Annotated in this window: 22 protein-coding genes and 1 pseudogene; 12 read left to right on the forward strand and 11 right to left on the reverse strand. The window is 60.7% G+C overall.

The window, feature by feature from the left end; all coding sequences use genetic code 11:
• From CWI66_RS06140 to CWI66_RS06170, 7 genes and pseudogenes are all read right to left on the reverse strand, one after another.
• A partial coding sequence (locus CWI66_RS06140) for a DUF6444 domain-containing protein (RefSeq protein WP_232710767.1) occupies window positions 1-189 on the reverse strand: 189 nt, incomplete at its 3' end.
• A gap of 79 nt (window positions 190-268) precedes the next feature.
• Window positions 269-460: pseudogene (locus CWI66_RS06145) on the reverse strand (adenosine deaminase); the annotation flags it as partial.
• A gap of 31 nt (window positions 461-491) precedes the next feature.
• A complete protein-coding gene (gene cydC / locus CWI66_RS06150) occupies window positions 492-2,198 on the reverse strand; it encodes a thiol reductant ABC exporter subunit CydC (protein WP_100731204.1) in 1,707 nt (568 codons plus the stop codon).
• Window positions 2,195-3,871 carry a thiol reductant ABC exporter subunit CydD gene (gene cydD, locus CWI66_RS06155; RefSeq protein WP_100731205.1) on the reverse strand — a complete coding sequence of 559 codons (1,677 nt, stop codon included), beginning with the start codon at window positions 3,869-3,871 and terminating at the stop codon, window positions 2,195-2,197. Before cydD ends, cydC begins: the two co-directional genes overlap by 4 nt.
• Before the next feature lie 3 nt (window positions 3,872-3,874).
• Window positions 3,875-4,876 carry a cytochrome d ubiquinol oxidase subunit II gene (gene cydB / locus CWI66_RS06160; RefSeq protein WP_016913968.1) on the reverse strand — a complete coding sequence of 334 codons (1,002 nt, stop codon included), beginning with the start codon at window positions 4,874-4,876 and terminating at the stop codon, window positions 3,875-3,877.
• 3 nt (window positions 4,877-4,879) lie between these two features.
• On the reverse strand, window positions 4,880-6,295 hold the full coding sequence (locus CWI66_RS06165) for a cytochrome ubiquinol oxidase subunit I (protein WP_100731206.1): 1,416 nt from the start codon (window positions 6,293-6,295) through the stop codon (window positions 4,880-4,882).
• A 221-nt stretch (window positions 6,296-6,516) separates the two neighbouring features.
• Entirely contained in the window at window positions 6,517-7,491 is a 975-nt protein-coding gene (locus CWI66_RS06170) for a calcium/sodium antiporter (protein WP_100731207.1), read from the reverse strand.
• 185 nt (window positions 7,492-7,676) lie between these two features.
• Here CWI66_RS06170 and CWI66_RS06175 point away from each other — a divergent pair, with 185 nt between their 5' ends.
• The 8 genes from CWI66_RS06175 to CWI66_RS06210 all read left to right on the forward strand — a co-directional run bounded on the left by CWI66_RS06175 (window position 7,677) and on the right by CWI66_RS06210 (window position 16,016).
• Window positions 7,677-9,020 carry a paraquat-inducible protein A gene (locus CWI66_RS06175; RefSeq protein WP_189464035.1) on the forward strand — a complete coding sequence of 448 codons (1,344 nt, stop codon included), beginning with the start codon at window positions 7,677-7,679 and terminating at the stop codon, window positions 9,018-9,020.
• Window positions 9,013-10,686: an intermembrane transport protein PqiB gene (pqiB, locus tag CWI66_RS06180; RefSeq protein ID WP_100731209.1), complete on the forward strand. Its 1,674-nt coding sequence runs from the start codon at window positions 9,013-9,015 to the stop codon at window positions 10,684-10,686. Before CWI66_RS06175 ends, pqiB begins: the two co-directional genes overlap by 8 nt.
• 11 nt (window positions 10,687-10,697) lie before the next feature.
• The gene (locus tag CWI66_RS06185; RefSeq protein ID WP_100731210.1) at window positions 10,698-11,294 is read left to right on the forward strand and encodes a PqiC family protein; all 597 of its coding nucleotides are present in this window, start codon (window positions 10,698-10,700) and stop codon (window positions 11,292-11,294) included.
• A 248-nt stretch (window positions 11,295-11,542) separates the two neighbouring features.
• Window positions 11,543-12,799, forward strand: a complete 1,257-nt coding sequence (locus CWI66_RS06190; RefSeq protein ID WP_016913974.1) for a DEAD/DEAH box helicase — start codon at window positions 11,543-11,545, stop codon at window positions 12,797-12,799.
• 75 nt (window positions 12,800-12,874) lie between these two features.
• Window positions 12,875-13,378, forward strand: coding sequence for a hypothetical protein (locus tag CWI66_RS06195; RefSeq protein WP_016913975.1), 504 nt, complete (start codon window positions 12,875-12,877; stop codon window positions 13,376-13,378).
• A gap of 9 nt (window positions 13,379-13,387) precedes the next feature.
• A complete protein-coding gene (locus CWI66_RS06200; protein ID WP_100731211.1) occupies window positions 13,388-14,590 on the forward strand; it encodes an MFS transporter in 1,203 nt (400 codons plus the stop codon).
• A gap of 29 nt (window positions 14,591-14,619) precedes the next feature.
• Window positions 14,620-15,690, forward strand: coding sequence for an asparaginase (locus CWI66_RS06205; protein ID WP_100731212.1), 1,071 nt, complete (start codon window positions 14,620-14,622; stop codon window positions 15,688-15,690).
• Window positions 15,691-15,776: 86 nt separating this feature from the next.
• The gene (locus CWI66_RS06210) at window positions 15,777-16,016 is read left to right on the forward strand and encodes a DUF2789 domain-containing protein (protein WP_016913978.1); all 240 of its coding nucleotides are present in this window, start codon (window positions 15,777-15,779) and stop codon (window positions 16,014-16,016) included.
• 10 nt (window positions 16,017-16,026) lie between these two features.
• On the opposite strand, the gene CWI66_RS06215 is transcribed toward CWI66_RS06210, so the two are convergent.
• Together CWI66_RS06215 and CWI66_RS06220 are read right to left on the reverse strand one after the other, a co-directional pair.
• Window positions 16,027-16,695 (reverse strand): TVP38/TMEM64 family protein, encoded by a 669-nt coding sequence (locus CWI66_RS06215; protein WP_016913979.1) that lies wholly within the window; start codon window positions 16,693-16,695, stop codon window positions 16,027-16,029.
• Complete coding sequence (locus tag CWI66_RS06220) at window positions 16,688-17,104, reverse strand: SRPBCC family protein (protein WP_100731213.1); 417 nt, start codon at window positions 17,102-17,104, stop codon at window positions 16,688-16,690. Before CWI66_RS06220 ends, CWI66_RS06215 begins: the two co-directional genes overlap by 8 nt.
• 193 nt (window positions 17,105-17,297) lie before the next feature.
• Here CWI66_RS06220 and queC point away from each other — a divergent pair, with 193 nt between their 5' ends.
• Genes queC through CWI66_RS06240 form a run of 4 tightly spaced genes read left to right on the forward strand, consistent with a single transcriptional unit; the run spans window position 17,298 to window position 19,793 of the window.
• Complete coding sequence (gene queC, locus CWI66_RS06225) at window positions 17,298-18,005, forward strand: 7-cyano-7-deazaguanine synthase QueC (protein WP_100731214.1); 708 nt, start codon at window positions 17,298-17,300, stop codon at window positions 18,003-18,005.
• Window positions 18,005-18,679 carry a 7-carboxy-7-deazaguanine synthase gene (gene queE / locus CWI66_RS06230; protein WP_100731215.1) on the forward strand — a complete coding sequence of 225 codons (675 nt, stop codon included), beginning with the start codon at window positions 18,005-18,007 and terminating at the stop codon, window positions 18,677-18,679. The genes queC and queE overlap by 1 nt, the downstream gene beginning before the upstream one ends.
• Window positions 18,679-19,512 (forward strand): 6-carboxytetrahydropterin synthase, encoded by an 834-nt coding sequence (locus tag CWI66_RS06235; RefSeq protein ID WP_100731216.1) that lies wholly within the window; start codon window positions 18,679-18,681, stop codon window positions 19,510-19,512. Before queE ends, CWI66_RS06235 begins: the two co-directional genes overlap by 1 nt.
• Window positions 19,509-19,793 carry a YkgJ family cysteine cluster protein gene (locus CWI66_RS06240; protein WP_100731217.1) on the forward strand — a complete coding sequence of 95 codons (285 nt, stop codon included), beginning with the start codon at window positions 19,509-19,511 and terminating at the stop codon, window positions 19,791-19,793. The genes CWI66_RS06235 and CWI66_RS06240 overlap by 4 nt, the downstream gene beginning before the upstream one ends.
• On the opposite strand, the gene CWI66_RS06245 is transcribed toward CWI66_RS06240, so the two are convergent.
• Entirely contained in the window at window positions 19,790-23,695 is a 3,906-nt protein-coding gene (locus CWI66_RS06245) for an AAA family ATPase (RefSeq protein ID WP_100731218.1), read from the reverse strand. The two genes, CWI66_RS06240 and CWI66_RS06245, sit on opposite strands and share 4 nt — an antisense overlap.
• 30 nt (window positions 23,696-23,725) lie before the next feature.
• Window positions 23,726-24,382, reverse strand: a complete 657-nt coding sequence (miaE, locus tag CWI66_RS06250; protein WP_100731219.1) for a tRNA-(ms[2]io[6]A)-hydroxylase — start codon at window positions 24,380-24,382, stop codon at window positions 23,726-23,728.
• Between the last annotated feature and the right edge of the window lie 41 nt (window positions 24,383-24,423).

Here is a 24,423-nt window from a genome sequence, read left to right on the forward strand (position 1 = left end):
ATTGGGATCCTGGGACGGTGGCTTGCTGCTGTTGCGGCTACTGGTGGCCAGGCGATCGGCCATGAGCTTGACCAGCAGCATCAGCACATCGATGGCCGCACGCAGCGACGGAGAGACCGTCTGGTCTTCCTTGAGCTGCTGTCGGACCCGCTCCAGAGCCTCGTCGACGTTGATATCGCTGATGGTCATGTCACCGCATAGATATGCCGAAGGATTAGGCACACTATACCAGAAAAATCAGGTGGTTGGCGACAGGCTATCCGCAACCACCTGAATAGTTACGATTCAGAAACCCTTGCAAATCCTTGAAATCATACGCTGCCTTGGCCTCTTCGACCGTGGCATAGGGGAGTTCGATGCCGTTACGTTCCGCCAGTTGGAACATCAGTTCCGGCTCGAGAGAGCCTTCGATATGCAAGTGAAGCTCAGCCTTGGGAAGGTGTCGTAAAAAGTCGTTCATGGTCGTCGCCTACTTGCCGATTCGGTGAATATCATGATGAAGTATCGTGAATTAACTTACCGCCATCAAGCCGCCATTGATGAGCCAACCCCGGCACCAGGGCCGCATCATCCACTTGATGAACAAAGAAAATCGCCGTACGGCCTACCAACCAGGCGTCCAGCGAGGCCGCTACGTGCCGGGCCGTTGCCGCATCCACTCCCGCGAAGGGCTCATCCAGCAATACCACCGAGGGTGAGCGTAAAAAAAGCCTCGCCAACGCCACTCTGCGCGCCTGCCCGCCTGAAAGCTGCTGCCCTCTTTCTCCCACCTGAGTCGCCAGCTGACGAGGCTGGCGTGCCGTCCAATCTGAAAGCGCTACCTGGGCCAGCACCTGCCAAAGCTCTTCGTCTGTCGCGTCAGGCTTGGCGATCCGCAGGTTATCGGCCAGCGAGCCATCGAACAGGTCTATTTGCTGGGGCAGATAACCCATATGCGCTGCGCTACTTTCGAGGGTAACGGCCGAGGGTGCATGCTCCGCCACCCACACGTCCCCCTCAGTGGGAGAGATGCGGCCCATGATCAAATTGGCCAGCGTCGACTTGCCCGAACCCGAAATACCCATGATGGCACCACGTTGACCGGCGGGCAGGGTCAGGGAAACCTGGCATATCGCCCAGCCCGCCACATCCGGATAACGGAACATGACCTCACGCAGTTGCAGGGCATGGCCACCCTCGTCATCCGGAAGAGAGCCCACACGCGTTTGCCCTTGTGTCGCCTGCAGGGCATTCAGCCGCTGGGCCGCCCCGTGGCTGGCGCCAAACCGCACAAAAGCGGCAGGCAGGCTGGCCAGCACCTCATTGATACCAAACACGGCAATCACGGCCATGACCATGATGGGGCCCACCACGCGCTGCTCGGCCAGTGCCAGCCCCCCCAGCCAGAGCACACCGATGATCAACAGCCCCGTTACCGCCATCAGTAGCGCATTTCCCAGCGCAGCCTTCACGGCCAACTGACGCTGGTTATCCAGCGCTTGCTGTTCGTGAGCTCGTATTTTCCTGCGGTACCAGTCACTGGTTCGGTAGCTCAGCAGCTCAGCAGACGCCTGTACCTGATCCAACACCAGCCGCCGAAGCTCCTCCTGATCATCCACTTGCCGATGGCTGTTGGTGAAACCCAGCCTGGCAAAGCCCAGGGTGATGACCAGCCACAGCAGCGTCAATACACAGGCCACGACGGCTCCCACCAGCGGCAACCAGATAGCGATGAAACCTGCGACGATCCAGACACTAAACAAGGCCACTACTGGCGGCACCAGTAGGCGCAGATACAGGCTATCCAGGGCATCGATATCCGCCGTCAGGCGACTCAACCACTCACCGACTCGCCGACGCCGCAGCGATGCGTCATCCAGGCGCGTCAAGTCACCAAAGACGCGATAGCGTAAATCCGCCAGCAGCGTCAGCACGGTATTGTGGTTGTAGAGCCGCTCGGTATATCGAGCGACGGTGCGCAGCAAGGCAAAAAAACGAATGCCGCCGCCGGGCACATAAATATCCAGCGATGACGGCAACCCGGCAGCCAACGCAATGCCCGCCAAGGCACACGCCGCAATGAACCAGCCGGACAAACCCAGCAGGGCAAGGCCCGCCAGCAACGTTACCCATACCAGCAGCGCACCCACGAGGAAGCGCTGCCTGCGCCTTAACATGAGCGCCAGCCATGGGCTCAGGTCATTGTGCAGAAACTTCATGGCGCCACCTCGTGAAGCTGGCCGTCTCGACACACCCAGTGGCGAGTGGCAACGGCCATCACCGCAGGGTGATGTGTTGCCATGACTAACGTTCGCCCTTCCGCCGACCAGGCCAGCAGTGCGTCGATCACGCTCTTTTCCGTCGCCGAATCAAGGCTGGCCGTGGGCTCATCCAACAACACCAGCGGTGCCTGGCTGAGAAATACCCGAGCCAGGGTCAAGCGCTGCGCCTGACCTCCCGACAAGCCGACCCCGCGCTCCCCCACCACCGTCTCCAGGCCATGGGGCAAGGCAACCAACAGTTCCCCCAGGCCAGCTTTTTCCAGGGCCTCCTGCATGGCAGCCGGTGTCGCATCAGGCGCCGCCAGGCGCAGGTTATCGGCCAACGACCCTTGAATGATGCAGGGTGATTGATCCAGCCACGCCACTTGCTCGCCCTGGCGGACTCTGCAAGCGCCACGCAGAGGCGCCATGAAACCGGCCATCAGCGCCAGCAAGGAAGATTTGCCACTGCCTGACTCTCCGGTAATGACCACCACATCCGCCTGACGTATCGTAGCCGAGACGCCCGTCAAGACCGCCGAGTGCCGACCATAGCCCACCTCGGCATCCACCAATTCAATCAATGCATCTGGTTCGGCGGGGGCGTCAAACCGAGTCGGCACCACGTCAGGCTCATCGAGGATGGTCACGATACTCTCTGCCGCCCCCAGCGCCGCAGCACGGTCGTGATAATGCTGCGAGAGGGTGCGCAAGGGCTGGAAGAACTCCGGAGCCAGAAGCAACACCGCCAGACCACTGAACAGGGTCAGCGAGGGGGAAGGACCGTAATCGATATAGCCCAACAGACCAAACCCCACGTACATGGCGACGACGGCAATGGCCACCGAGGCAAAAAATTCCAATACCGCTGACGAAAGAAATGCCAACCTAAGCGTGCGCATGCTCAGGCGGCGATACTGATCAGTGGCATACCAGACGTCCTGCTGGGCAGCACGCGTATGACCAAACAGCTGCAGCGTCGTCATGCCGCGTACGCGGTCAACGAAATGCGCCGAGAGCCTGGCAACAGAAGCGAACTGCTCCTTGTTGAGACGCTCTGCCCCCATGCCGACCAGCGCCATGAACAGCGGAATCAATGGCGCAGAGAGCAACAAGAAGATGGCCACCAGATAATCGAGCCACCCCACCACCGCGGCAATCAGCAGTGGCAGCAATAGCACGATGCGCATTTGGGGTAGAAAGCGCGCAAAATAGCCATCGAGGGCTTCGATGTGCTCAACCGACTGGGTCGCCAAGGCTCCGCTCTGCTGCCGCGTCATCCAGACCGGGCCTAGCGCGGCAACCTTGTTCAAGACCTGCTCCCGAGCGTACTGACGGATGCGCAAGCTGGCAGTTGCACTCAACGACTCTTGCAGGGCAAGAAACAGTGAGCGCAACGCCACGGCCACCACCAGGCCGAGCAGCACGGGTACCAGCGTGACAGGTGAGCGGCCATGCACGACCAGTTGCTCAATCGACCACGCCAACCCGACCACCAGCAGGATCGTCTGAGCACCAGACAGCACGCCGAAGCACGCTGCCAGCGCTAGCCGAGCACGCTCACGACGAGCCAGCGTGCTCAGCCAACGGCGCGGCGTCAACGAATTCGACTGGGCCGCAGGAGAGGCCATGAATCAGTGATACCCTTCGCCAACGCGCACCTTGCCGCGGAAGACCCAGTAGGTCCAGGCAGTGTAGGTCAGGATGATCGGAATGACGAACAGCACACCGATCAGCAGGAACAGCTGAGACTCAGGGGCGGAGGCGGCATCCCACAGCGTGTAGTTCGGTGGCACGATGATGGGCCACTTGCTGACGATCAGCCCCAGGTAAGTGAACACGTAGATGCCGATGGTGGCCACGAAGGGAATGCCCTCGTTACGACGCTTCACGGAGCGATACACCATGAAGGCCGACAGCAGCGCCAGTGCCGGGAATATCCAGATCAGCTGCAAATGACCGAACCAGCGCTCCCAAACCACCGGATTCACGAACGGTGTCCAGATGCTAATGATACCGAAGACGCCCAGCACCAGCGCCAACAGCAGCGGCGTCACCTTGTAAGCCCACTCCTGAATATGCCCCTCGGATTTCAAGATCAGCCAGGTGGCTCCCAGCAACGCATAACCTGCCATCAGGCCGAAGCCGGTCAGTACCGAGAATGGCGTCAGCCAATCGAAAGCGCCACCTGCAAAGGCAAAGTTTTCGACATGAAACCCCTGAATGTAAGCACCGACCACCGCCCCTTGAGCGAAAGCGGCCACGCCGGAGCCCCAACAGAAAGCGCGGTTCCACCAGCGACGATTGCGCCGGGATTTGAAGCGGAACTCGAAGGCCACCCCCCGGAAAATAAGCCCCGCCAGCATCAAGAACACGCCAATATAGAGTGCGGGCAGGAAGACCGAATAGACCAGCGGGAAAGCCCCGAGCAAACCGGCACCCGCCAGCACCAGCCACGTCTCGTTGCCGTCCCAGACCGGCGCCACGGAGTTCATCATCACATCCCGGGCATCTTCGTCCGGGGCGAAGGGATACAGAATCCCAAGCCCCAGATCGAAACCGTCCATCAACACGTACATCATCAACCCGAACCCGATGATGCCTGCCCAGATTATCGTCAGATCAAACATTTCCATGTCTCAGTTCCTCACCGGGTCGACATCGTCATCAAAGGGAGTTTCCGTGGCCGATAGCGGGCGCATGGGGCGTCTGAAGTTGTCACCTACCGTTTCACGCTCTTCCTTGGGCAGCATGCCGTTACGCACCACGCGGGTCAGGTAGTAGATACCGGCATAGAACACCACCGCATACACCAGCACGTAGCCCACCAGCGTAAACAGCGCCATGGGGCCGGTCAGCGAAGGCGTAACGCCTTCTGCGTGGGTCATCATGCCGTATACCAGCCATGGGGCTCGTCCAGATTCGGTGACTACCCAGCCAGCCAACACGGCGACGAACGGCATGGGGATCATATACACCAGCGTCTTGAGGAACCCGGTGTGCTGATGGAACTTGCCTTTACGACGCAGGAACAGTCCTGCCAAGGCGGTGGCAATCATCAATAGTCCAATCCCCACCATCACGCGGAACGCCCAGAAGACGATCCAGACCGGTGGCTGCTCTTCAGGAGCAAATTCATTCAGCCCCTGAATAACCCCATCCGTAGAGTGGGTCAGGATGAGGCTGGCAAGATTGGGAATGCCGATTTCAAAGCGATTGGTTTGTGCTTCCTGATCCGGGATGGCGAACAGCAGCAGCGGAACGTTGCCAGAGGTCTCCCAATGCCCTTCCATGGCCGCCACTTTGGCCGGCTGGTGCTCCAGGGTATTCAAACCATGGAAGTCCCCCACGACCGCCTGGGCTGGCGCCAAAAACAGCAGCAACCAAAGGCACATGGAAAGTGCTCGACGGTTGGCTTCCGGGTCACGACCACGCAGCAGGAACCAGGCACTCACACCGGCCACCACGAAGCCACCGGTCAGGAAGGATGCCATGGCCATGTGTGCGAAGCGGTAAGGAAAGGAGGGGTTGAATATCGCTTCGGTCCAGGAAACCACGTGGAACCGATAGTCGATGAGCTCTACCCCTGCCGGCGTATGCATCCAGCTGTTGGCAGAAAGAATCCAGAACGACGAAATGAACGTACCGATCGCCACCATGATGGCAGCAAACAAGTGCACCCCTTGTGGCACCTTGCCTCGGCCAAAGAGCAGGACACCGAGGAATGCCGCTTCAAGGAAGAAAGCGGTAACGACCTCGTAGCTGAGCACCGGCCCGAGGAAGTTGGACGCTGCCTGGGAGAAGTTACTCCAGTTGGTGCCAAACTGAAAAGACATGACGATCCCGGAGACCACGCCCATACCGAAAACCACGGCAAACACCTTGGTCCAGAACAGTGCCAGGCGGTCCCAGGCGGGGTTGTTGGTCTTGAAGAACAGCCCATGAAGCAGCGCTATGTAAGACGCCAGTCCGATGGTGAAGACCGGAAAGATCGCATGAAACGATACAACGAAGGCGAACTGCATTCGCGATAGTACAAGGGGGTCGAGTTCCATCACACGCTCCTAAGACCTGGATCAATATCCCATCAATGGGTTACACAAGCTTAGTTGAGCCTTAATGGCACCGCATTTTAGTTATAAGCACTAAGCTTATTCTTTAGCTGTGTTGCATTTTAACGCTTCGACACCCGTTATACAGCGCAAGTTTGCCCAAAAAGCTGTGTCGCATTGACGCATGCCATTCAGGCAAACTGCTCTTTTTCAATTAAAAAAAGTCATGTCATCACCACCAGACTGACCATGTAGCCGGTGTAGGCGACAAACAGGGAAAACAGCACGCCACCCTCCAGACGATTGATCCGCCGCGGACGGCCACGCCAGGAGAATGCAAACAGCACCATCATCAGCGTCATGAAGGTCATCACGCTCCAGTCACGCACCAGCACCTCACGACCCGCCTCGATTGGCGCGATCACACCCGCCAACCCGACGACGGCCAGACTATTGAACAGATTGGAACCGACCACGTTGCCCAGCACCATATCGTGCTCTTTGCGCCTCAAGGCACTGATGGACGAGGCAAGCTCGGGTAACGACGTACCGACGGCCACCACCGTCAAACCGATGATGAGATCGCTGACACCAAATCCTACGGCAATTTCTACCGCGCCCCACACCAACAGACGCGAGCTGGCTACCAACAGCACTAACCCCACCAGCGTCCACATCACTGCTTTACCACGTGACAGCGGCTTGCTGTCCAGGCTCTCCGTCACTTCATCGGTCAGTGCATCCGCCTGATGACGCCGTGACTGGATGATACTGACCGTAATGAAGATCCCCAGCGCGGCCAGCAGCAACACTGCCTCACCGCGGGAAATCCAGCCATCCATCAGCATGTAACCAGTCAGCAGCATGACCGCCACCAATAGCGGCATCTCCTTGCGAATAACGCTGGAGTGCACCGCCAGCGGCGCTATAAGCGCCACAAAACCCAGCACCAGCCCTATGTTGGCAATATTGGATCCGTAAGCATTGCCTACCGCCAGCCCGGGATTACCCTGCATGGCCGCCAGTACGGAGACCATCATTTCAGGGGCCGACGTTCCGAATCCGATCACCAGCATACCGATCAGCAGTGGCGACAACCCCAACCACCGCGAGGTAGCAGCAGCGCCATCGATAAATTTTTCAGCACTCCAGATCAGCAGGACGAGCCCTACCACCACTGCTACAAAGGCAAGCAACATTTCGGTTCCTTAATGTCATCGTATTAGGCACTATCGCGGCTGCATCCTTGTCGAACCGGGAGGCGGGGTCAAGCACCGAGTTCAAGAGAAGCGTGGTGACCCTGATTTGACACTCACGTCTCGGCTCTATATTGATTTAAAATGCGCCAACTATCGAGAGTTTGCTATTACCTGATGTCTCTTTCATGAAACGACCCACCCTTTCCATGCATACCCCCGCCGTGGACTGCACGCCCCCCGAGGCACGCGTCCAGCGCAGACGGCTGCGCGCCTGCCATGAGTGCGACTGGGTCTCGGCCCTGCCCCCTTTGGGCTCGGGTGAGAAGGCCTCCTGCCCACGATGCTCCCATGTGCTGGTCAAGCGCCACCGCTACCCCGCGCAACGTAGCATGGCACTGGCCATTGCCTCACTGGTGGCACTCATCCTGGCCGTTTCGTTTCCTTTCGTCAGCTTCAGCGTAGGCGGTATCGGCAACCGCATCGAGCTGACCCAGACGGCCACGGCGCTGATCAATTTTCATCAGCCTGTCGTGGCCATCGCAGTGATCATGACCATCGTGGTACTGCCTGCGGTCTACCTGACGGGGGTCATCTGGCTGCAGTTCGGGCTACTGCGCGCCCGCCCGCTGCCATTGAGTCGTGATATCGCTCGCTCACTGGCCCACCTGACCCCCTGGATGATGGCCGATGTATTCATCATCGGCGCGCTGGTCAGCCTGATCAAAGTGGCCGGCATGGCACAGATCGAGCTAGGCATCTCCTTTTGGGCCTTCTGTGTGTTCGCGATCCTGCTACTGATGACCACACAGTCCATCGACGCGGACTGGATGTGGTTTTCATTGGAGGGCGAGCCACTGGCCCCGGAAGGCACCCTGACGGGTGCCACGGCGGCGAGCCAGAACGTGACGGGCTGCCCCACCTGCGGGCTGGTCAACCGCCTGGACAAAGGCCATGGACGGTGCGTTCGCTGCCACGAAAAATTGCACACACGGCTTCCGTACAGCTTGCAGCGCACCTGGGCGCTGCTCTTTGCTGCGGCGATCATGTATATTCCTGCCAATGTCTACCCCATCATGACCACTACCAGCCTTGGCCATACGGCACCCTCGACCATCATTGGCGGTGTTGTGCAGCTCCTGCAAATGGGGTCATGGCCCGTGGCTGCGGTGATTTTCATTGCCAGTGTCATCGTGCCTGTCGGCAAATTGGTCGCGCTGGTATGGTTATGCCTGATGATCAATCGCAGCGACGAGCTCAACGCCAACAGCCGCACGCGGCTATATCGCATCACCGAGTTCATTGGCCGCTGGTCCATGGTGGATGTATTCGTGGTAGCGATTCTCGTTGCCCTGATCCGTGCCGGTTCGCTGATGTCGATCACCCCCGGCCCCGCAGCACTCGCTTTTGGCGCCGTGGTCGTGCTGACCATGCTGGCCGCCATGACGTTCGACTCTCGCTTGATCTGGGACTCTCCGACTCCACGCCCTGCCCGCCGCACGACGGCCACCAAGGACGCTATTGATGGCTAATGATGTAACCCCCAACACCGATACTGACAACGAACTCCACCGAGCCAAAGCCTCTCGGCAGACACGCCTGTCGCCCATCTGGATCGTACCGCTCGTGGCCGTCATCATTGGCCTGTGGCTGGTGTATGACAACTACACCAGCCGTGGCACCTTGATCACGTTGACCATGAGCAACGCGGAAGGCATCGAGGCAGGCAGCACCTTGATACGCAGCCGCAACGTCGAGATTGGTCGCGTACAAAGCGTGCGCCTGTCGGACGACCTCTCACAAGCCGTGATGACCGCCCGAATCCAGCCCGAAGCCGAAGCCATGCTCAGAGAGGACAGCCGATTCTGGGTCGTCAAGCCGCGCATTGGCCGCGAAGGCATCAGCGGCCTGGGCACCGTGCTATCCGGAGCCTACCTTCAATTGGAGCCCGGCCAATCGGACGAACCGAGAAGGGAGTTCTCCGTCAGCGACGTGCCGCCGGTGGCCACGGCAGGACAGGCCGGACTTCAAATCAGCCTGGTCAGCCAACTGGGCAACTCCCTACGCGTCGGCGACCCGGTTTCCTATCAGGGCTATACCGTTGGTCGCGTCGAAGACACCCGCTTCGATGCCGATTCGCGCACCATGTATCACCAGGTTTTCATCGAAGAACCTTATTCCCAATTGGTGACCGACAGCACCCGATTCTGGACGGCCAGCGGCGTCGATTTTCGCCTGGATGCCAATGGCTTTCGGGTCAATGTCGAATCGCTCGAAGCATTGCTGGGCGGCGGTGTGACCTTTGGCGTGCCCGAAGATCTGCCCATGGGACGACCCGTTGAGCATAACGCGCGCTTCAATCTTTACGCCGATGAAGACGACGCCCGCGAAGGTACCTTCAACCGCTACCTGGAATACGTGCTGCTGGTCGACGACACGGTGCGTGGTCTTTCCCGCGGAGCGCCAGTGGAGTTTCGCGGCGTGCGCATCGGTACCGTGGCAGCGGTACCCTGGAATTTTACCGCGCCTCAGCCTGATTCCAGAGCACGGTTTGCGATCCCCGTACTGATTCGCATCGAGCCCCAGCGGCTGGGCATCGAGAATTCAGATATCGATCTGGGAGATTGGGACAATCGCTTCACCAGGATGTTTAGTCTGGGCCTACGTGCGTCGCTGAAAAACGGCAGTCTGCTCACCGGGGCGCTGTTCGTCGATCTGAACTTCCAGCGCGACCTGGCCGATGAATACATAGCGGAAACTTTCTCGGAACGGACGGTATTCCCCACCGTCGCCGGTGGCTTTGCCCAGATTCAGGGGCAGATTACCGATCTGCTGGAAAAGCTCAACGCACTGGAGGTCGAACCGCTTCTGGCGGGCATGGACCGCAACCTGCAAGCCTCCGAGCAGGTGCTCAACGAAGTGCGTGACGTCAGCCGTTCGGTCAACGAACTGCTCAGCGACCCTGAAACTCGCGCGATTGGCGGCAACCTGAACAGCACGCTGGAAGAGCTGCGCAGTACGCTACAGGGTGTCTCGCCGTCGTCACCGGCCTATCAGGAGCTGACCACGGCCATCGAGCGGCTGGACCGCCTGATGCGAGACCTGCAGCCGCTTACGCGTACGCTGAATGAAAATCCTCGCGCCCTGCTGTTCGATAACCTCGACACCCAGGACCCGACGCCCCGCGCCCCACGCTGACAGGAGAGAACATGATGCAACCTTTTACACGACTGCTAATCATTGTCGCTGCCTGTGTAGCGCTGACCGCATGCGCAAGCAGTGTCACTCCTCCTGCCCGCTACATGCTCCCCAGCCCTGCGGCCAGCAGCGCCCCTAGCCAACCCACGGGCACGCTGGCCATCCGCGCTCCACGCTTGGCGCACTATCTGGACGTGGATGGCATCGTCATGCAGTTGGACGACATCACGTTGAACCAGGCTCGTGAACACCAGTGGGCCGAGGGCATTGGCCGTCAGCTGGAACGTAGCCTGCGAGCGCAGTTGGCCCAGCAGCTTCCCCAGCTGCAGGTGGTGCGTTCAGAGGGCGCCCTGCCAGACGCCTTGACGCTATCCGTTGAGGTGGATCAGTTCCAGGGACGCCACGATGGCATGGCAGTGGCCAGCGGCCAGTGGCAGCTACGGCGCGAGGACAATAGCCTGGTCACACTGCAAAGCTTTACCACGGAAACGCCCCTGGAGGAGGACGGCTACCCGGCCCTGGTACGCGCACTGGGTGAAAGCTGGAACCTGCTAGGCGTGCAAATCGCCGAGCAGGTTCAGCGCAATGGCTATTTCACGGGCCGCTAATTCAAGACTGCATGAACGGCGCTGAGTGCGACTTTCGTGTTACACTAGGCGACAGCGCCTTTCGCAAGCGCCACCCCATCACTTCCACGCAGCCCTGCGGGCAATGGCTGCGTGGCTTTAAAACGCCCGTCGTGGCTGCCCGATCTGATTCTTAGATGCGCCTTCATGGCGCAATGACATCCTCGTATCTTGAACATGACGCCAACCCCTCACTCAGAGAGTGAGGGGTTGGCGACTGCGGAGAATGCATGAGCTTTTCTGACCTTGGTCTGCACCCTGATCTACTCAGCGCCGTTGGCGCACAGGGCTATCATCAGCCCACCCCGATTCAACGCCAGGCCATTCCCGTCGTTCTGGAAGGACGAGACCTGCTGGCCAGCGCACAGACGGGCACCGGCAAAACCGCTGGCTTCACGCTGCCCATGCTGCAACGCCTGGTGCAAGGCAAACGCCCGGGCAAACGCCAGGTACGTGCACTGGTCCTGACCCCTACCCGCGAGCTGGCCGCCCAGGTGGGTGAAAGCGTCACCGCTTATGGGCAGCACTTGTCACTGCGCTCGCACATCATTTTTGGCGGCGTTGGCCAGCAACCCCAGGTAGACGCCCTGAAAGCCGGTCTGGACGTGCTGGTGGCCACGCCGGGACGCCTGCTGGACCTTCACCAGCAGGGTCACGTAGACCTGTCTGCCGTGGAAATACTGGTACTCGATGAAGCCGACCGCATGCTCGACATGGGCTTCATCCACGACATCAAACGTCTGCTGCGCCTGGTACCCAAAGCGCGTCAGAACCTGCTGTTCTCGGCCACCTTCTCCAACGAGATCCAGGCCCTGGCCCAGCAGCTGCTGAACAATCCGGCGATGATCGAAGTGGCGCCGCGCAACACCACGGCCGAAAAAATCGAGCAGGCCATCTACCGCGTGGATCGCGACAAGAAACGCGACCTGCTGGCCCATTTGATTCAGCGACATGGCTGGTTCCAGGTGCTGGTCTTCACGCGCACCAAGCACGGCGCCAATCGCCTGGCGGAGCAGCTGACCAAGCAGGACATTCCGGCCATGGCGATCCATGGCAACAAGAGCCAGGGAGCGCGCACTCGAGCACTCGGGGCCTTCAAGAGCGGTGACTTGCAGGTCCTGGTTGCCACCGATATCGCCGCACGCGGTCTGGATATCAGCGAACTTCCCCACGTGGTCAACTTTGACCTGCCCAACGTCGCCGAAGATTACGTCCACCGCATCGGGCGCACAGGCCGTGCGGGCAGCAATGGTGAAGCGGTGTCACTGGTGTGCGTCGATGAGCATGGCCTGCTCAAGAACATCGAGCGGCTGATCAATCAAACGTTGCCCAAGCACGTTGAGCCCGGCTTCGAACCTGACCCCAACGCCAAGCCCGAACCTATCGAAAACGGCCGCCGCGGCCAGCGTCAACCGCGTGCCCGCCGCTCCTCCGAGAGCACTCAAGCGAATAACGGTGGCGAACGTCGCCGCCGCGCTCGCCGCTAGCCCAAAGGACCGGAATGTGCGAATGTATCGCCTCGCATATTCCGGCGTTTCGCTGAACCAATTCATGGAGTGACTATGGCGTCTTCACAACTGATGGCAGACTATCGCCAGTGGCTGACTTTTCAGCGTCAGGAGCAGCTGAGCCGCGAACATCAGGGTATTTCACAGCGTCTGGAAGATGCCCGCGCCTCCTCTGGCCAGGTCGTGCAGGCTTACCGCAGCATGGCCGAAAAAGCATCCCAGGAAGGCGCCTGCTATCGGACGCTGTTCCTGCGCGAGTGCGATGACAACGCCTCCTTGCCTTGTGAAGGCTGGCTGTTCGTGCGCCGCGTGCTGAGTGAAGGCAACAGTACGCGCATCAGGGCCACCCTGCTGGAAACCTTCAATTTAGCCGAGGGCGCCATTGCGTTAGGCGACAAACCGGCACGCAAGCTGACCCTGGAAATCTACGACAAGCTGGACATCAACAAGGGCATGCGAACCCAGGTACGTGTGGACGCCATCGACACCCCACAGGACTATCACTTCATCACCCTGCTGGATGCCGTACGCGGCGACCTGCGCCCTTACATGCAATAAGTTCGCGTCATGGTGACACGCCGCGCCGTCAGCTTCATCCTGTTGATGTTCGTGGTTGGGCTCAATCTGCGCCCGGCCATGTCTTCGGTGGCCCCCCTGCTGCACAGGCTGCAGGAAAGCGCGGGGCTGTCGCCTACCGCTGCCGGTATTTTGACCACACTGCCCGTGCTGTGCCTGGGTCTTGCCGCACCGCTGGCACCCTGGCTCAGCAAACGCCTGGGCAGTGAGCGGGCACTGAGTGCCGCACTGCTGCTGTTGGCGACCGGCCTGCTGGTACGGGGAGTTCCCTGGCCAGGGTTGCTGTACCTGGGGTCGGCCATGGCAGGCGGTGCTATCGGGATAGCGGGCACACTGCTTCCCGCCCTCGTCAAACGCGAACTGCCGCACAGCGCCGACCTGCTGACCGGGCTGTACACCATGGCGCTCTGCTTTGGTGGCGCCCTGGGGGCAGGGCTGAGCGTCCCGCTACTGACTTGGCTGGGCAGTTGGCAACTCAGCCTGATGAGCTGGTCACTACTGGCCCTGGCAGCCTGGCTGCTATGGTCGGGCTTTGCGCCACGCCCCGTCGCAGCACCATCGCTTCAGCCCACCTTCCGAGTGCCGCTTGCCGCTTTGCTACGCCAACCCTTGACCTGGCATGTGATGCTCTTCATGGGCATTCAATCCTCCATGGCTTACATCGTGTTTGGCTGGCTGCCCACCCTGCTCATCGACCGGGGCTACAGCGAAGCAGACGCTGGCTGGACCATGGCGGTCTCCATCATGAGCCAACTGGCCTCGGCACTGGCCGCCCCATGGGTTGCCCGCTTGCATAAGGACCAGCGGCCTGCTCTCCTCATGGTACTGGCCGCCACGGCCATCGGCCTGGCGCTACTGTTGATTGCCCCATTGGCTTGGCGATGGCCTGGCGCCACCCTGCTGGGCCTCGGTCAGGGCGGTAGTTTCAGCCTGGCGTTGGCCCTGCTGGTGCTGCGCACGGCCAACGCCCCCTTGGCTGGACAGCTTTCCGGGCTGGTGCAGGGAGGCGGCTACACCCTGGCCGCGCTGGGCCCCTTCGGCGTGGGTGTGATGCTGCAAATGGGCGCCTCGACCGCACACATTGGCTGGCTACTGATCGGCTTGATTCTGGTTTGTTGCGGCTTTGCCTGTCTGGCAGGTCGCAACCGGCAGCTGGATGATCAAGGCGGTCAGCTGCGCGTCTACCTTCAATAACTCTTTTTTGCCTTTACCAGGACATGGCCATGAGTAACGCTCCTCGTTTGACAGACACCCCCTACCCACATGAGCGGATACTGATCATCTACACCGGTGGCACGATCGGCATGCAGCCAACCGCCACCGGACTGATGCCAGCAGGCAACTTTGCCGACAGATTACACAATGCTCTACAGCAGTTGCCTATCCCGCAACAGCAGGCACTCCCCGCCTACGACATCATCAGCCATGACCCACTGATCGACTCCAGCGCCGCCACGCCTGCCACGTGGCAAACGCTGGCAGGCGATATCGCCGCCCGTTTTTCCGCCTACCGGGGCTTTGTCATCCTGCACGGCACAGACACGCTCAGTTGGAGCGCCTCGAGCCTGGCCTATCAGCTACAAGGACTGGACAAGGCGGTCGTATTAACAGGGGCCATGCAACCGCTGGAGGCAGCCAATAGCGATGCTCTGGACAACGTATGCGGCGCCCTGCAATTCGCCGCCATGAGCGCCCTTCAGGAAGTGGCGATCTACTTTGCGGGACGCCTGATGCGGGGTGTCAGGGCGGTGAAGCAGCACTGTGAAGCGATGACCGCGTTTGCCTCCCCCAACTACCCCCTGCTGGGCGAACGGGTAGGCGATGACTGCGTACTTTACCCCAGCCGGGGGCTGGCGCTTCACCAGCGTGGCGCGCCCCGCTTCGAACTCCCGGACTATGGGTGCCTTGCTCAGGGGCAAGTGGTGCGCATCGCGCTGTGGCCAGGCATAGCCGCCTGGCAACTTTCCAGTTGGCTGGCGAATGACAGCGTCAAGGGGGCACTGCTGGAGCTCTGGGGAGCGGGCAACTTGCCTGACGACCCGGACCTGTTAGCCGTACTGGCGCGTGCCAGCGGAGAAGGAAAGCTGGTGGCCGCGATCAGCCAGTGCCCGCAAGGCACCCTTCACCTGGGCGCTTATTCTGCTGGCCACGGCCTGACGGATGCTGGCGTGCTGTCCGGGGGCTCCATGACCCCCGAGGCAGCTTACACCAAGCTGGTGCATTTGCTGGCGCAGCCGCTTACCCACGACGACCGAGCAACGCGCTTCGTCACTCCGTTAGTGGGCGAGCGGTAGCCAGACTGGCATCCCGGAGCAGACAGGCTATGGTTAAACAGGACACATGGAGTGCAACATAACCTTCTGAAAACAGGTGAAAACGTATGGATCAACCAGTGCATCATTTTAGTGAACTGTTTGAACAGCTGGGGCTGCGCTCGGACGCGGCTTCTATCGAACGCTTTATTGAGCGACATTCACCGTTACCCAAGGAGATGCCGCTGGCCGACGCCCCCTGCTGGAACGAGGGCCAGGCGGATTTTCTACGCGAAGCAGTGGAAGAAGATGCCGACTGGGCCGAGGTGGTCGATCATCTGGATGCCTCGATGCACAAGGCGGAATGATCGCCTGAATTCAAGTCTGATCCCGCGCCGCTTCCAGGCGGCGCCGGTACCAGGCCCCTGCCAGCAGCAGGGCCGTCAGGGCCAACAGGGGCAGCAGCACGTCCATCTGTAGCGGGTCCTCTTCCTCGATGGCTTCCAGCGCTCCGTAAATGGCGCTGCTATAGACGGCCCATTTCACGGCCAGCCCCAGCGTGGCAGCCAATAGATAGCGCCCCAGCGCAATATGCCCCAGGCCTGCCGCAAAATTGATCACTGAGTGCGGAAACCCCGGCAGCACTCGCATGGCACATTGGGTCAGCAGGTCACTTCGCGCTTTCAGGGTATCCATGACCTTGAGCGTCAGCCCCTTGGGCTGCCACCGCTGCCCGACTCGCGCCGCCAGTAAATAAGCCCCCCAGGCGCCCGCCACACTGCTGACGGTCAGCATGAGCGTTGCGATCAAAGGCGGATAAAAAGGCGCGATCAACCACAGCCCAATACTGCCGGGCAGGCCAATCGCAAGTGTCACCGCCATGGTCAGCATGACGGTCACCACGACCACCGGATGGTGCGACATGGTGGCGGCCCAGCGCTTCACCGCCATCAGGTCCGGGGAGTACCAAAGCCATACATAGGCCAGCATGGCAGCCACCGCAAACGCGGCCGCCCAGCGCCAGGAGTAGAGAGATAATTTACGCATGGAGGCGTGCTTCAACCCGCTCGAGAATTTGTCGACTGACCTTTCCGACCAGTGGCCTGGCCGCCTTGTTCACCGCTTTTTCCATGAGACGATTGCGAATGTCATAACTCAGGGTCAGTGACACCTCTGTGCCTTCCGGTACGGCGCGCAGCTGGTAGCGCCCCTGATTCTTGACGCCATCCAGAGATTCCCAAGCCAATACCTCCGGGGGTTCGATCTCGGTCACCTCCACGTCAAACGACCAGTCCATGCCCACTGCCCGCACATGCCAGCGGTAGCGGTTTTCGCCAAGACGATCGATCGAGCGTATCAAGTCCGAATACTCCGCAAAATCTTCCACTCGGCGTAACAAGTCAAATACGCGCTCCGGGGAGGCTCGAACGATTTCACTATGTTCTATGGTGGCCATGCGTCCATCTCTAGCGGCTTTAGAGGGGTAGCTTATCACGCCAATTCCATTGACACACCGGATGCCGCCACCCGGGGCACTGGTCAGCAAGAGCGGCATTGCGTAAACTGCCCGCCTTCCGGACCGGACCCCGGAACACCGCCCTGCGGTTCAGGCAGGCACGACATAAATTCTCCGACCATGAGTACCCAGCATGTCATCCACTGCATCATCCGGCGCCCAGGCGCCATCCACCGTCGTCATCTACTCCGGCGGCATGGACTCCTATACCGTCCTTCACCGTGCGCTGCGCGAGGGCCTCGCTGTCCATGCGCTATCCTTCGATTACGGTCAGCGCCACCGTCGTGAACTGGACGTTGCACGTCAGGTATGTGAGTCCTTGGCCATCCCTCATCAGGTCGTCGATATTCGCGCCATTCACGGGCTGATCGACAACTCGGCATTGACCAACTCGGCCTTGGCCATGCCCCAGGGGGAGTACGATGCCGACTCGCTCCACAGTACCGTGGTGCCCAACCGCAATATGATCCTGCTGTCGCTGGCCATTGCCAAGGCGGTCAATATTGGCGCCAACCGTGTCGACTATGGCGCACACGGCGGCGATCACGTGCTTTACCCCGACTGCCGCCCGGCCTTCGTCGAGGCCATGAACGACGTGGCGCAGATTGCCAACTTCGAGCCCGTCACCGTCCACGCCCCTTATCTGGCCTCCAGTAAAGCCGACATCCTGCGCGATGGGCTCGCCATGGGCCTCGATTACCGGCATACCTGGACCTGCTACGAAGGCCAGCAACTCGCCTGTGGGCAGTGCGGCAGTTGCCGCGAACGGCTGGCGGCCTTTGCCGCCAACCAGGCCACCGACCCCCTCGCTTACGCCACCCCTGCCGAGCGAGGCCGCTGATGTACCACGTCAAAGAAGCGTTCTACACGCTGCAGGGCGAGGGTGCCCAGGCGGGGCGCGCCAGCGTTTTCTGTCGCTTTACAGGCTGTAATCTCTGGTCGGGGCGTGACGCCGACCGAGCCACGGCCAAGTGTACCTTCTGCGATACCGATTTCATTGGCACCGACGGGATCAACGGCGGCCGCTTCGAGAGTGCGCAACAGCTGGCACGGCATATCAAACAGCTGTGGCCAGCCAACGCAGGCAGCGCGGTGCCCTATGTGGTGTTTACCGGAGGAGAGCCGTTACTGCAGCTCGATACCCCGCTCATCGCCATGCTGCACAGCGAAGGGTTCGAGGTCGCCGTGGAAACCAACGGCACGCTGCCAGCCCCCGCGGGGATCGACTGGCTATGCGTCAGCCCCAAGGGCAGCAACCCGCTGGTCATTGATCAGGGGGATGAGCTGAAGCTGGTGTACCCACAGCACGACGCCCCGCCCGAGCAGTTTACCGCGCTGCACTTTCGACACTTTTACCTGCAGCCTATGGATCACGTCGCCCAGCATGCCGACACGATCCATACCACTGTCGCTGAGCACAATGCCGCCACGGTGGCCGCCACGACGGCCTATTGCATGGCCCACCCCCAGTGGCGCTTGTCGCTGCAAACCCACAAGATCGCAGGATTCGATTGATGGCTTTATTCGTTCACCACCTGACCCATATCGATGTCTCCCTCTGGTGCCCTGAGCGCGGCTTGACCGGCTGCAGTTGGCAGGTCGACGCCCATCTGGATGGCGAACTGGGTGAAGACGGCATGCTGTTCGATTTTGGCGAAGTGAAACCCTGGATCAAGCGCACGCTGGACAACGGGCTGGATCATACGCTGCTGGTGCCCACCAAGGCGCCTGGCGTAGAGGTCAGCGAGTGCGCAGAAGGCCTGTGCATTCGCACCACCACGCCCTATCCGATGGAAGTACGCGGGCCTGCGCAGGCGTTCACCCTGCTCCCCTGGGAACACATCTCGGTGGCAAGGGTGACCCAGCTCCTGAGCGAAGAGCTGACACGCGCTCGGCCTCGCAACGTCACCCGTGTCACCCTGAACCTGCAGGAAGAGCGTATCGAAGGCGCATCCTATGGCTACAGCCACGGCCTGAAACGCCATCTGGGCAACTGCCAGCGTATCGCCCATGGCCACCGCTCACGGCTGCATGTCTATCAACACCAGCAGCGCCAGCCCGCTCTTGAGGCACAATGGAGTGAATGGCTGGACAACCGTTACCTGCTGGAGCAGGCCGATGTGGCGGAGCAGACGAATACCACTCTGACCTGCCGCTACACAGCCGAACAGGGAGCGTTCTCGATCACCCTGCCCACTCACCGGTGCAGCGTGTTACCGGCACCCACCACCGTGGAAAATATCGCCCGTTGGCTGGCCAGCAGTATCGCCGAACAAACTCAGCAGGAAACCCATATAGAAGCCTTCGAAGGTATCAACAAGGGGGCTACCGCGCAGGCAGCGCCATGACGACTCTGATTACCAGCGACCAGCAGGCGTCTTGCCGCATGGGATGTGGCGCCTGCTGCATAGCGCCGTCCATCAGCTCGCCCATTCCCGGCATGCCAAGCGGCAAGCCTTCGGGCATTCGCTGCGTGCAGTTGAATGAGCAAAACCTCTGCATGCTCTTTGGTGATGCCCGTCGCCCTGCCGTATGCAGCCAGTTCGACTTCGACAAGGAGGTGTGTGGCGAGGACCGAGAAGAGGCCCTCGCCACACTCTACGGGTGGGAAACCGCCACAGCCGGTTAGACCTCGCCGCCCAGGCTCACCGGGTGCGGCAAGCGACGGTCCAGCAGGCTGATCCAGCGCACCAGCACCGGCGCATCGCTATGGCTTACCTCGCCCAACAGTCGACGAAACACCTCTTTCGCCTGCTGGTCATTGGGCGCTATACGCGTAAGCCATAGCTCCAGCGCCGCCAACTCCTGATGGCGGTTGCCATGCTCGCGGGATTGCTGAATAGCCATTTCCGTCAACGCCTTGACCTCGTGGGCAGGGTGGCCCAGCAGGTCACGCACGCGGGCCAGTTGGGTAGCCAGCTCGGGCAGGAAAAGAGTCGTGCGCTCACGGGCAATCACCAGGCACTGGTCGAGATACTCTTCGGCTGCGTGCAGCTCACCCAGCTCGATACAGGCATCGGAGTACCACAACACGGGCCGCTGGAAGCGGTCTCGGCCGTTCAATTCGGCCATCTGATCCAGGCTGTCGTGCATTTGCACCAGCCCGCCCTGATCCCCCGCCAACGCCCGCTGCCAACCCAGCACCCCCTGCGCGGAAATCTGCCAAAGCTGCAGGTCTGGCGTACCGGTCATGGCCGCGGCTCGCTCGGCATGCCGGGCCGCCAAGTGCACATGGCCCAACTGACGATACAATGCCGCCGCAAACATCAGCGCCATGGCCAGGGTACCCGGGTGGCCGATCTGCTCCGCCAGCCGAATGGCCGCCGCGACATGCCACTCTGCGCGATGGTAATCACCTCGCAGACAAAGCGCCCAACCCTGAAAACAGGCCGCCGTCACCTGGGGATGATCCGAGAACGGCAGCCACTCGATCATCATGGGAGCATTCAGCGGATCGATTTCGTCCAGGTGGTCGTGGGCCTGTTGAATACGCCCCGCCCAGTATTCACAGTGTGCCCGCGCATAATCCGCCAATCGGCGGTAGCGCGGGTCTTCCAGGCGAGCGGCGATATCCGCCAGGGTCGATGCCAGCGCAAAGGCGTCGGCATGGGCATAGCGCTGGCTGCGCCCCACCCATAGCCCCCACTTCACCAGGAAAATCTGCTCGAGGTCTGCCGGGTCGTCAGGCGTGTCGCTCCCGGTTTGGCGCAGCAGCTCACGGGCCTTCACAAAACTTTCATGGGCCGTGGGCGAACCGTGGCCTTCCAGGGCGAACGCAGCCTGACCACGCACCGTCAGCAGGCTGACTTCACGCTCTACCTCATGGGCTACGTGGCGCAGGCTGGCCAAGCCGAAGTCGGCCATGCGCAGCGCCGTGCGGTTGGCACTCACCTTGAGCGCTTCCCGCGCGGAGAGCTCGAAGTAGCGCGCCCCACGTGCATAGTGGCCGCTGCGCCGCAGATGCGTGGCAAAGTCTCCCGGATGGCGACTGATCCATACCGGAAAACGCTCCTCAATCAAGGTCACGACCTGCTGATGCAGCTTGACCCTGACGTCACGGGGACAGGAGAGGTAGGCCGCCTCTTGAAGCAACTGGTGACTGAACTGGTACTCATGATCACCGCCCTCCTTGTCGATGGGCTCGATGATCTCCAGCGCCCGCATGTGCTCTAGCGCTTGGCACAACCTGGGCTTTTCCCAACCGCTGCATTCGGCCAGCAAGTCCAGTCGAAAACGCTTGCCCAGCACCGCTGCAATATGGGCAATATCCCGGTCGCTTTCCAACTGATCGATTCGACTGGCCAGTAGCCCCAGCAGCCCCTTGGGCAGCTCATCCAGCTGTACGCTGCGCCCCTCCCGTCGATCCATGTCGAGGCGACGACAGATCTCCTGCATATACAGCGGAACACCATCACAGCGCTCGATGATCTGGTTGCGCAGCCGTGGGCTCAGATGAATACGATAACGACGAGAAAGTTGCGACAGCAGCCGCGAAGACTGCAGTGCATCCAGCTTGCTCAGGGTGATCTGCTGATCCCAGTGCAGTTTGACCGGTAGCGGTTCGCGGCCGTGGTGGCTGGCCACCATCATGAAGGCCGTGTTGATCGACAGACGTGCCTGTAGCCCCGCCAACACATTGAAAGAGGGTTCATCCAGCCACTGCAGGTCATCGATCATCAGCACCAGAGTTTGCGACACGGCACGATGGTCGATCAGCCGATGCAAGAGCTTCACCACCAGCTCCACGGCTTCGCCATTTTGAGTCAGCTGGCTGATTTCCTGAACTTCGCGAACCCCCAACGCCTCTTCCAGCAGCTGCTGACGCGCGCTATCCGAGGTATCGAGGCCCAGCGTTGCCTGCAGCGCATGCACGGCATCGAGCGTTGGCGGATGTTCGAAGTGCCAGGCCAGCAACGACCGGGCTACACCGTATGGGTCCAGTACCGAGAGCCGAGTAGTCGGAAGCCAGCAGATCGCCGCATCGCGGCTCAGCTCCAACTGCCGAAACCCCACCATCAACGCCGACTTGCCCATGCCCGAGGCACCCCGCACCAACACGCTTTGCCGCAAACCAATGCCAGCCCGTGCCAGCGCATCGCGCAAGGTGCGTAGCGAGGTTTCCCTTCCCACCAGGCTCGGTGGCAAGGCATCACGCCCGCCTTCGTTCTGGCCCAGCACCAGCGCACGTAAACGCACGCGGCCATCGCTGGCCACCAAACGCGATACCAGCCTGGGCTGCAAGTCCAGCGCCGGGGGCATGTGCTGGCTGGCTGCCTGAGAGATGACCAGCTCGCTTCCCTCAGCGGCACTCATCAACTCCAGAGACTCTTGCGTCACCTGGCCCAGCGGGTCGGCCAGCTGGCGCTCGGGCAAGTAGACCACGCGCCCGCTGTGCAATCCGGCCGCCAGTTCGAATACCGGCGGTTCGGCGTCCCCGGCCCAGTGGCGACGGCTCTCCTGAGGTAGCGCCTGACGGCAGTGTTCGTAAAGCGCCACCAGCTCCGCCAGCTGATGGGCGGGACCATGGGTACCGAAGCAGGCCAGACCCAAGCCCCCCGTTGCCCCCGGCAGCCAGAAACCGCCCAGATGGTGGCACTGCTGCTCCAACCATCTCAGCAGCTCCAGCTGCAAGGCCAGGCAGTTGCGGGTAGCCGCGCGATCTGGCCAGTCACCCTTCAAGCGCAAGCGGATGGCCATCACCGAAAGCTGACGCAGCTCGATCTCATCTTCGCGCAGCGGCTTGCTGTCCGCCGCCAACGCCCGCGAAAAGGCGCCCTGGGGCGACATCGCCCGGGGGTCGTGGTGACCATCCGACCAGAAACTGGCCAATTGCACGAAACTGGGCTCAGGCTGTTGCCCGGAGAGTGCCAGCAGTTGCAGGTAGCTGTTGTACTGTTCGTGAGCCGCGGCCATCTGGTTCTGCTCGGCTAGCTGCCGCACCCAGCGCTCGTGGAACGGGCCGTAGCCTGAAAAGCGGCTGACCAGTCCTTCCAGCATGGCATCCGGCACTTCGGCATGTGCTTCCAGCACCTGTTCGGCAAAACGGATGACTCGTTGGCGCCACTCATTGCGCACTTGCACCAGCCAGCGCTGGAACTCGCTGCAGTTGCTGAGCTGCAGCTCCTCGATCAGATCCCCTTGGTAGCACTCCATCAGCGCTTCCAGCGTCTCCAGATCCCTGGGCCCTTCCAGCAGTTGCTGCAGCTCATGCAAATCCACCTGCCAGTGGGACGGCAAATGAAAGGCAATGGTCTGGCGCGACACGTTGAGGACGTGATCGGCATGCTCGCCCATGGATTGGCGCAGGCAGTGCAGCGCATGGCGCAGGTTGGTTCTGCCTGAGGAGAGGCCCTGGTCTGGCCACAGCAGCTCCGCCAGGGAGGCTCGATTGACGGGCTGACGATGGAGCAGCAGATATACCAGCAGCGCCTTGACCTTGTCGTAGCTGAAATGAGTGAGCACGTCCTCCCCTTGGGTCAAGGAGAAGTGACCAAACAGGGTCAACTGATCTGTCTGTTGAGCATCACGCATGTTACACATCCTGCCTTGGCTAGCGGCGCATCACGCGGGCACGCCACTATGAAAACGAAAAGCCGTATCCGGAGACATGATCAGCTCCGCCTCACGAGCAACGAAGAACGCGATGCGCTCGTCGATAGGCGCATCGGTCTGCTGGCGGGCCAGCAATAGATAGTCTTCGAAATGACGCCCTTCGGACTTGACCAGGGTGCGATAGAACCTGGCCAGCTCTTCGTCCAGGTAAGGAATGAGTCGTGCAAAACGCTCACAGCTGCGCGCCTCGATCAGCGCCCCAATGATCAACAGATCGATCAAGCGCTCAGGGTCCTGACTGCGTAAATGCTTTCTGAGGCCTTCGGCGTAGCGTGACGCCGTCAGATGGCGATAAGGAACGCCACGACGCTCCATCAAGCCCACTACTTGCTCGAAATGAAGCAGCTCCTCACGAGCCAACTGAGACATCTTGCTCAACAGCAGCGGCTGGTCCACATAGCGATACAGCAGGCTCATGGCCGTGGAAGCCGCCTTCTTTTCACACTGCGCATGATCGATCAGCAGCGTTTCAGGGTTGGCCAATGCCCACTGCAACCAGGCATCGGGGGTTGGGCAAGCTAAAAACTCATGCAAACTTTCGGGCAACAGATCATCCGCTTGCAGCGCATGATCCGCTGTTTGCAACGCCATTAATTGTATCGACATAACACCAGCACCAAGCGTTTATCACACTATTGTACAATATA

The organism is Halomonas sp. 141 (genome assembly GCF_002810305.1).
In the GTDB taxonomy this organism is placed as follows: Bacteria; Pseudomonadota; Gammaproteobacteria; order Pseudomonadales; family Halomonadaceae; genus Vreelandella; species Vreelandella stevensii.

Excerpts from the sequence above, each read along its gene's own strand:
- CWI66_RS06195 (WP_016913975.1), top strand. The coding sequence starts at position 12,875 with ATGGCGTCTTCACAACTGATGGCAGACTATCGCCAGTGGCTGACTTTT.
- CWI66_RS06235 (WP_100731216.1), top strand. The coding sequence starts at position 18,679 with ATGGCTTTATTCGTTCACCACCTGACCCATATCGATGTCTCCCTCTGG.
- queE (WP_100731215.1), top strand. The coding sequence starts at position 18,005 with ATGTACCACGTCAAAGAAGCGTTCTACACGCTGCAGGGCGAGGGTGCC.
- CWI66_RS06240 (WP_100731217.1), top strand. The coding sequence starts at position 19,509 with ATGACGACTCTGATTACCAGCGACCAGCAGGCGTCTTGCCGCATGGGA.
- CWI66_RS06190 (WP_016913974.1), top strand. The coding sequence starts at position 11,543 with ATGAGCTTTTCTGACCTTGGTCTGCACCCTGATCTACTCAGCGCCGTT.
- miaE (WP_100731219.1), bottom strand. The coding sequence starts at position 24,382 with ATGTCGATACAATTAATGGCGTTGCAAACAGCGGATCATGCGCTGCAA.
- cydB (WP_016913968.1), bottom strand. The coding sequence starts at position 4,876 with ATGGAAATGTTTGATCTGACGATAATCTGGGCAGGCATCATCGGGTTC.
- CWI66_RS06210 (WP_016913978.1), top strand. The coding sequence starts at position 15,777 with ATGGATCAACCAGTGCATCATTTTAGTGAACTGTTTGAACAGCTGGGG.
- CWI66_RS06170 (WP_100731207.1), bottom strand. The coding sequence starts at position 7,491 with ATGTTGCTTGCCTTTGTAGCAGTGGTGGTAGGGCTCGTCCTGCTGATC.
- pqiB (WP_100731209.1), top strand. The coding sequence starts at position 9,013 with ATGGCTAATGATGTAACCCCCAACACCGATACTGACAACGAACTCCAC.
- CWI66_RS06245 (WP_100731218.1), bottom strand. The coding sequence starts at position 23,695 with ATGCGTGATGCTCAACAGACAGATCAGTTGACCCTGTTTGGTCACTTC.
- CWI66_RS06165 (WP_100731206.1), bottom strand. The coding sequence starts at position 6,295 with ATGGAACTCGACCCCCTTGTACTATCGCGAATGCAGTTCGCCTTCGTT.
- CWI66_RS06175 (WP_189464035.1), top strand. The coding sequence starts at position 7,677 with ATGAAACGACCCACCCTTTCCATGCATACCCCCGCCGTGGACTGCACG.
- CWI66_RS06205 (WP_100731212.1), top strand. The coding sequence starts at position 14,620 with ATGAGTAACGCTCCTCGTTTGACAGACACCCCCTACCCACATGAGCGG.
- cydD (WP_100731205.1), bottom strand. The coding sequence starts at position 3,871 with ATGGCCTCTCCTGCGGCCCAGTCGAATTCGTTGACGCCGCGCCGTTGG.
- CWI66_RS06215 (WP_016913979.1), bottom strand. The coding sequence starts at position 16,695 with ATGCGTAAATTATCTCTCTACTCCTGGCGCTGGGCGGCCGCGTTTGCG.
- CWI66_RS06185 (WP_100731210.1), top strand. The coding sequence starts at position 10,698 with ATGATGCAACCTTTTACACGACTGCTAATCATTGTCGCTGCCTGTGTA.
- CWI66_RS06200 (WP_100731211.1), top strand. The coding sequence starts at position 13,388 with ATGGTGACACGCCGCGCCGTCAGCTTCATCCTGTTGATGTTCGTGGTT.
- cydC (WP_100731204.1), bottom strand. The coding sequence starts at position 2,198 with ATGAAGTTTCTGCACAATGACCTGAGCCCATGGCTGGCGCTCATGTTA.
- CWI66_RS06220 (WP_100731213.1), bottom strand. The coding sequence starts at position 17,104 with ATGGCCACCATAGAACATAGTGAAATCGTTCGAGCCTCCCCGGAGCGC.
- queC (WP_100731214.1), top strand. The coding sequence starts at position 17,298 with ATGTCATCCACTGCATCATCCGGCGCCCAGGCGCCATCCACCGTCGTC.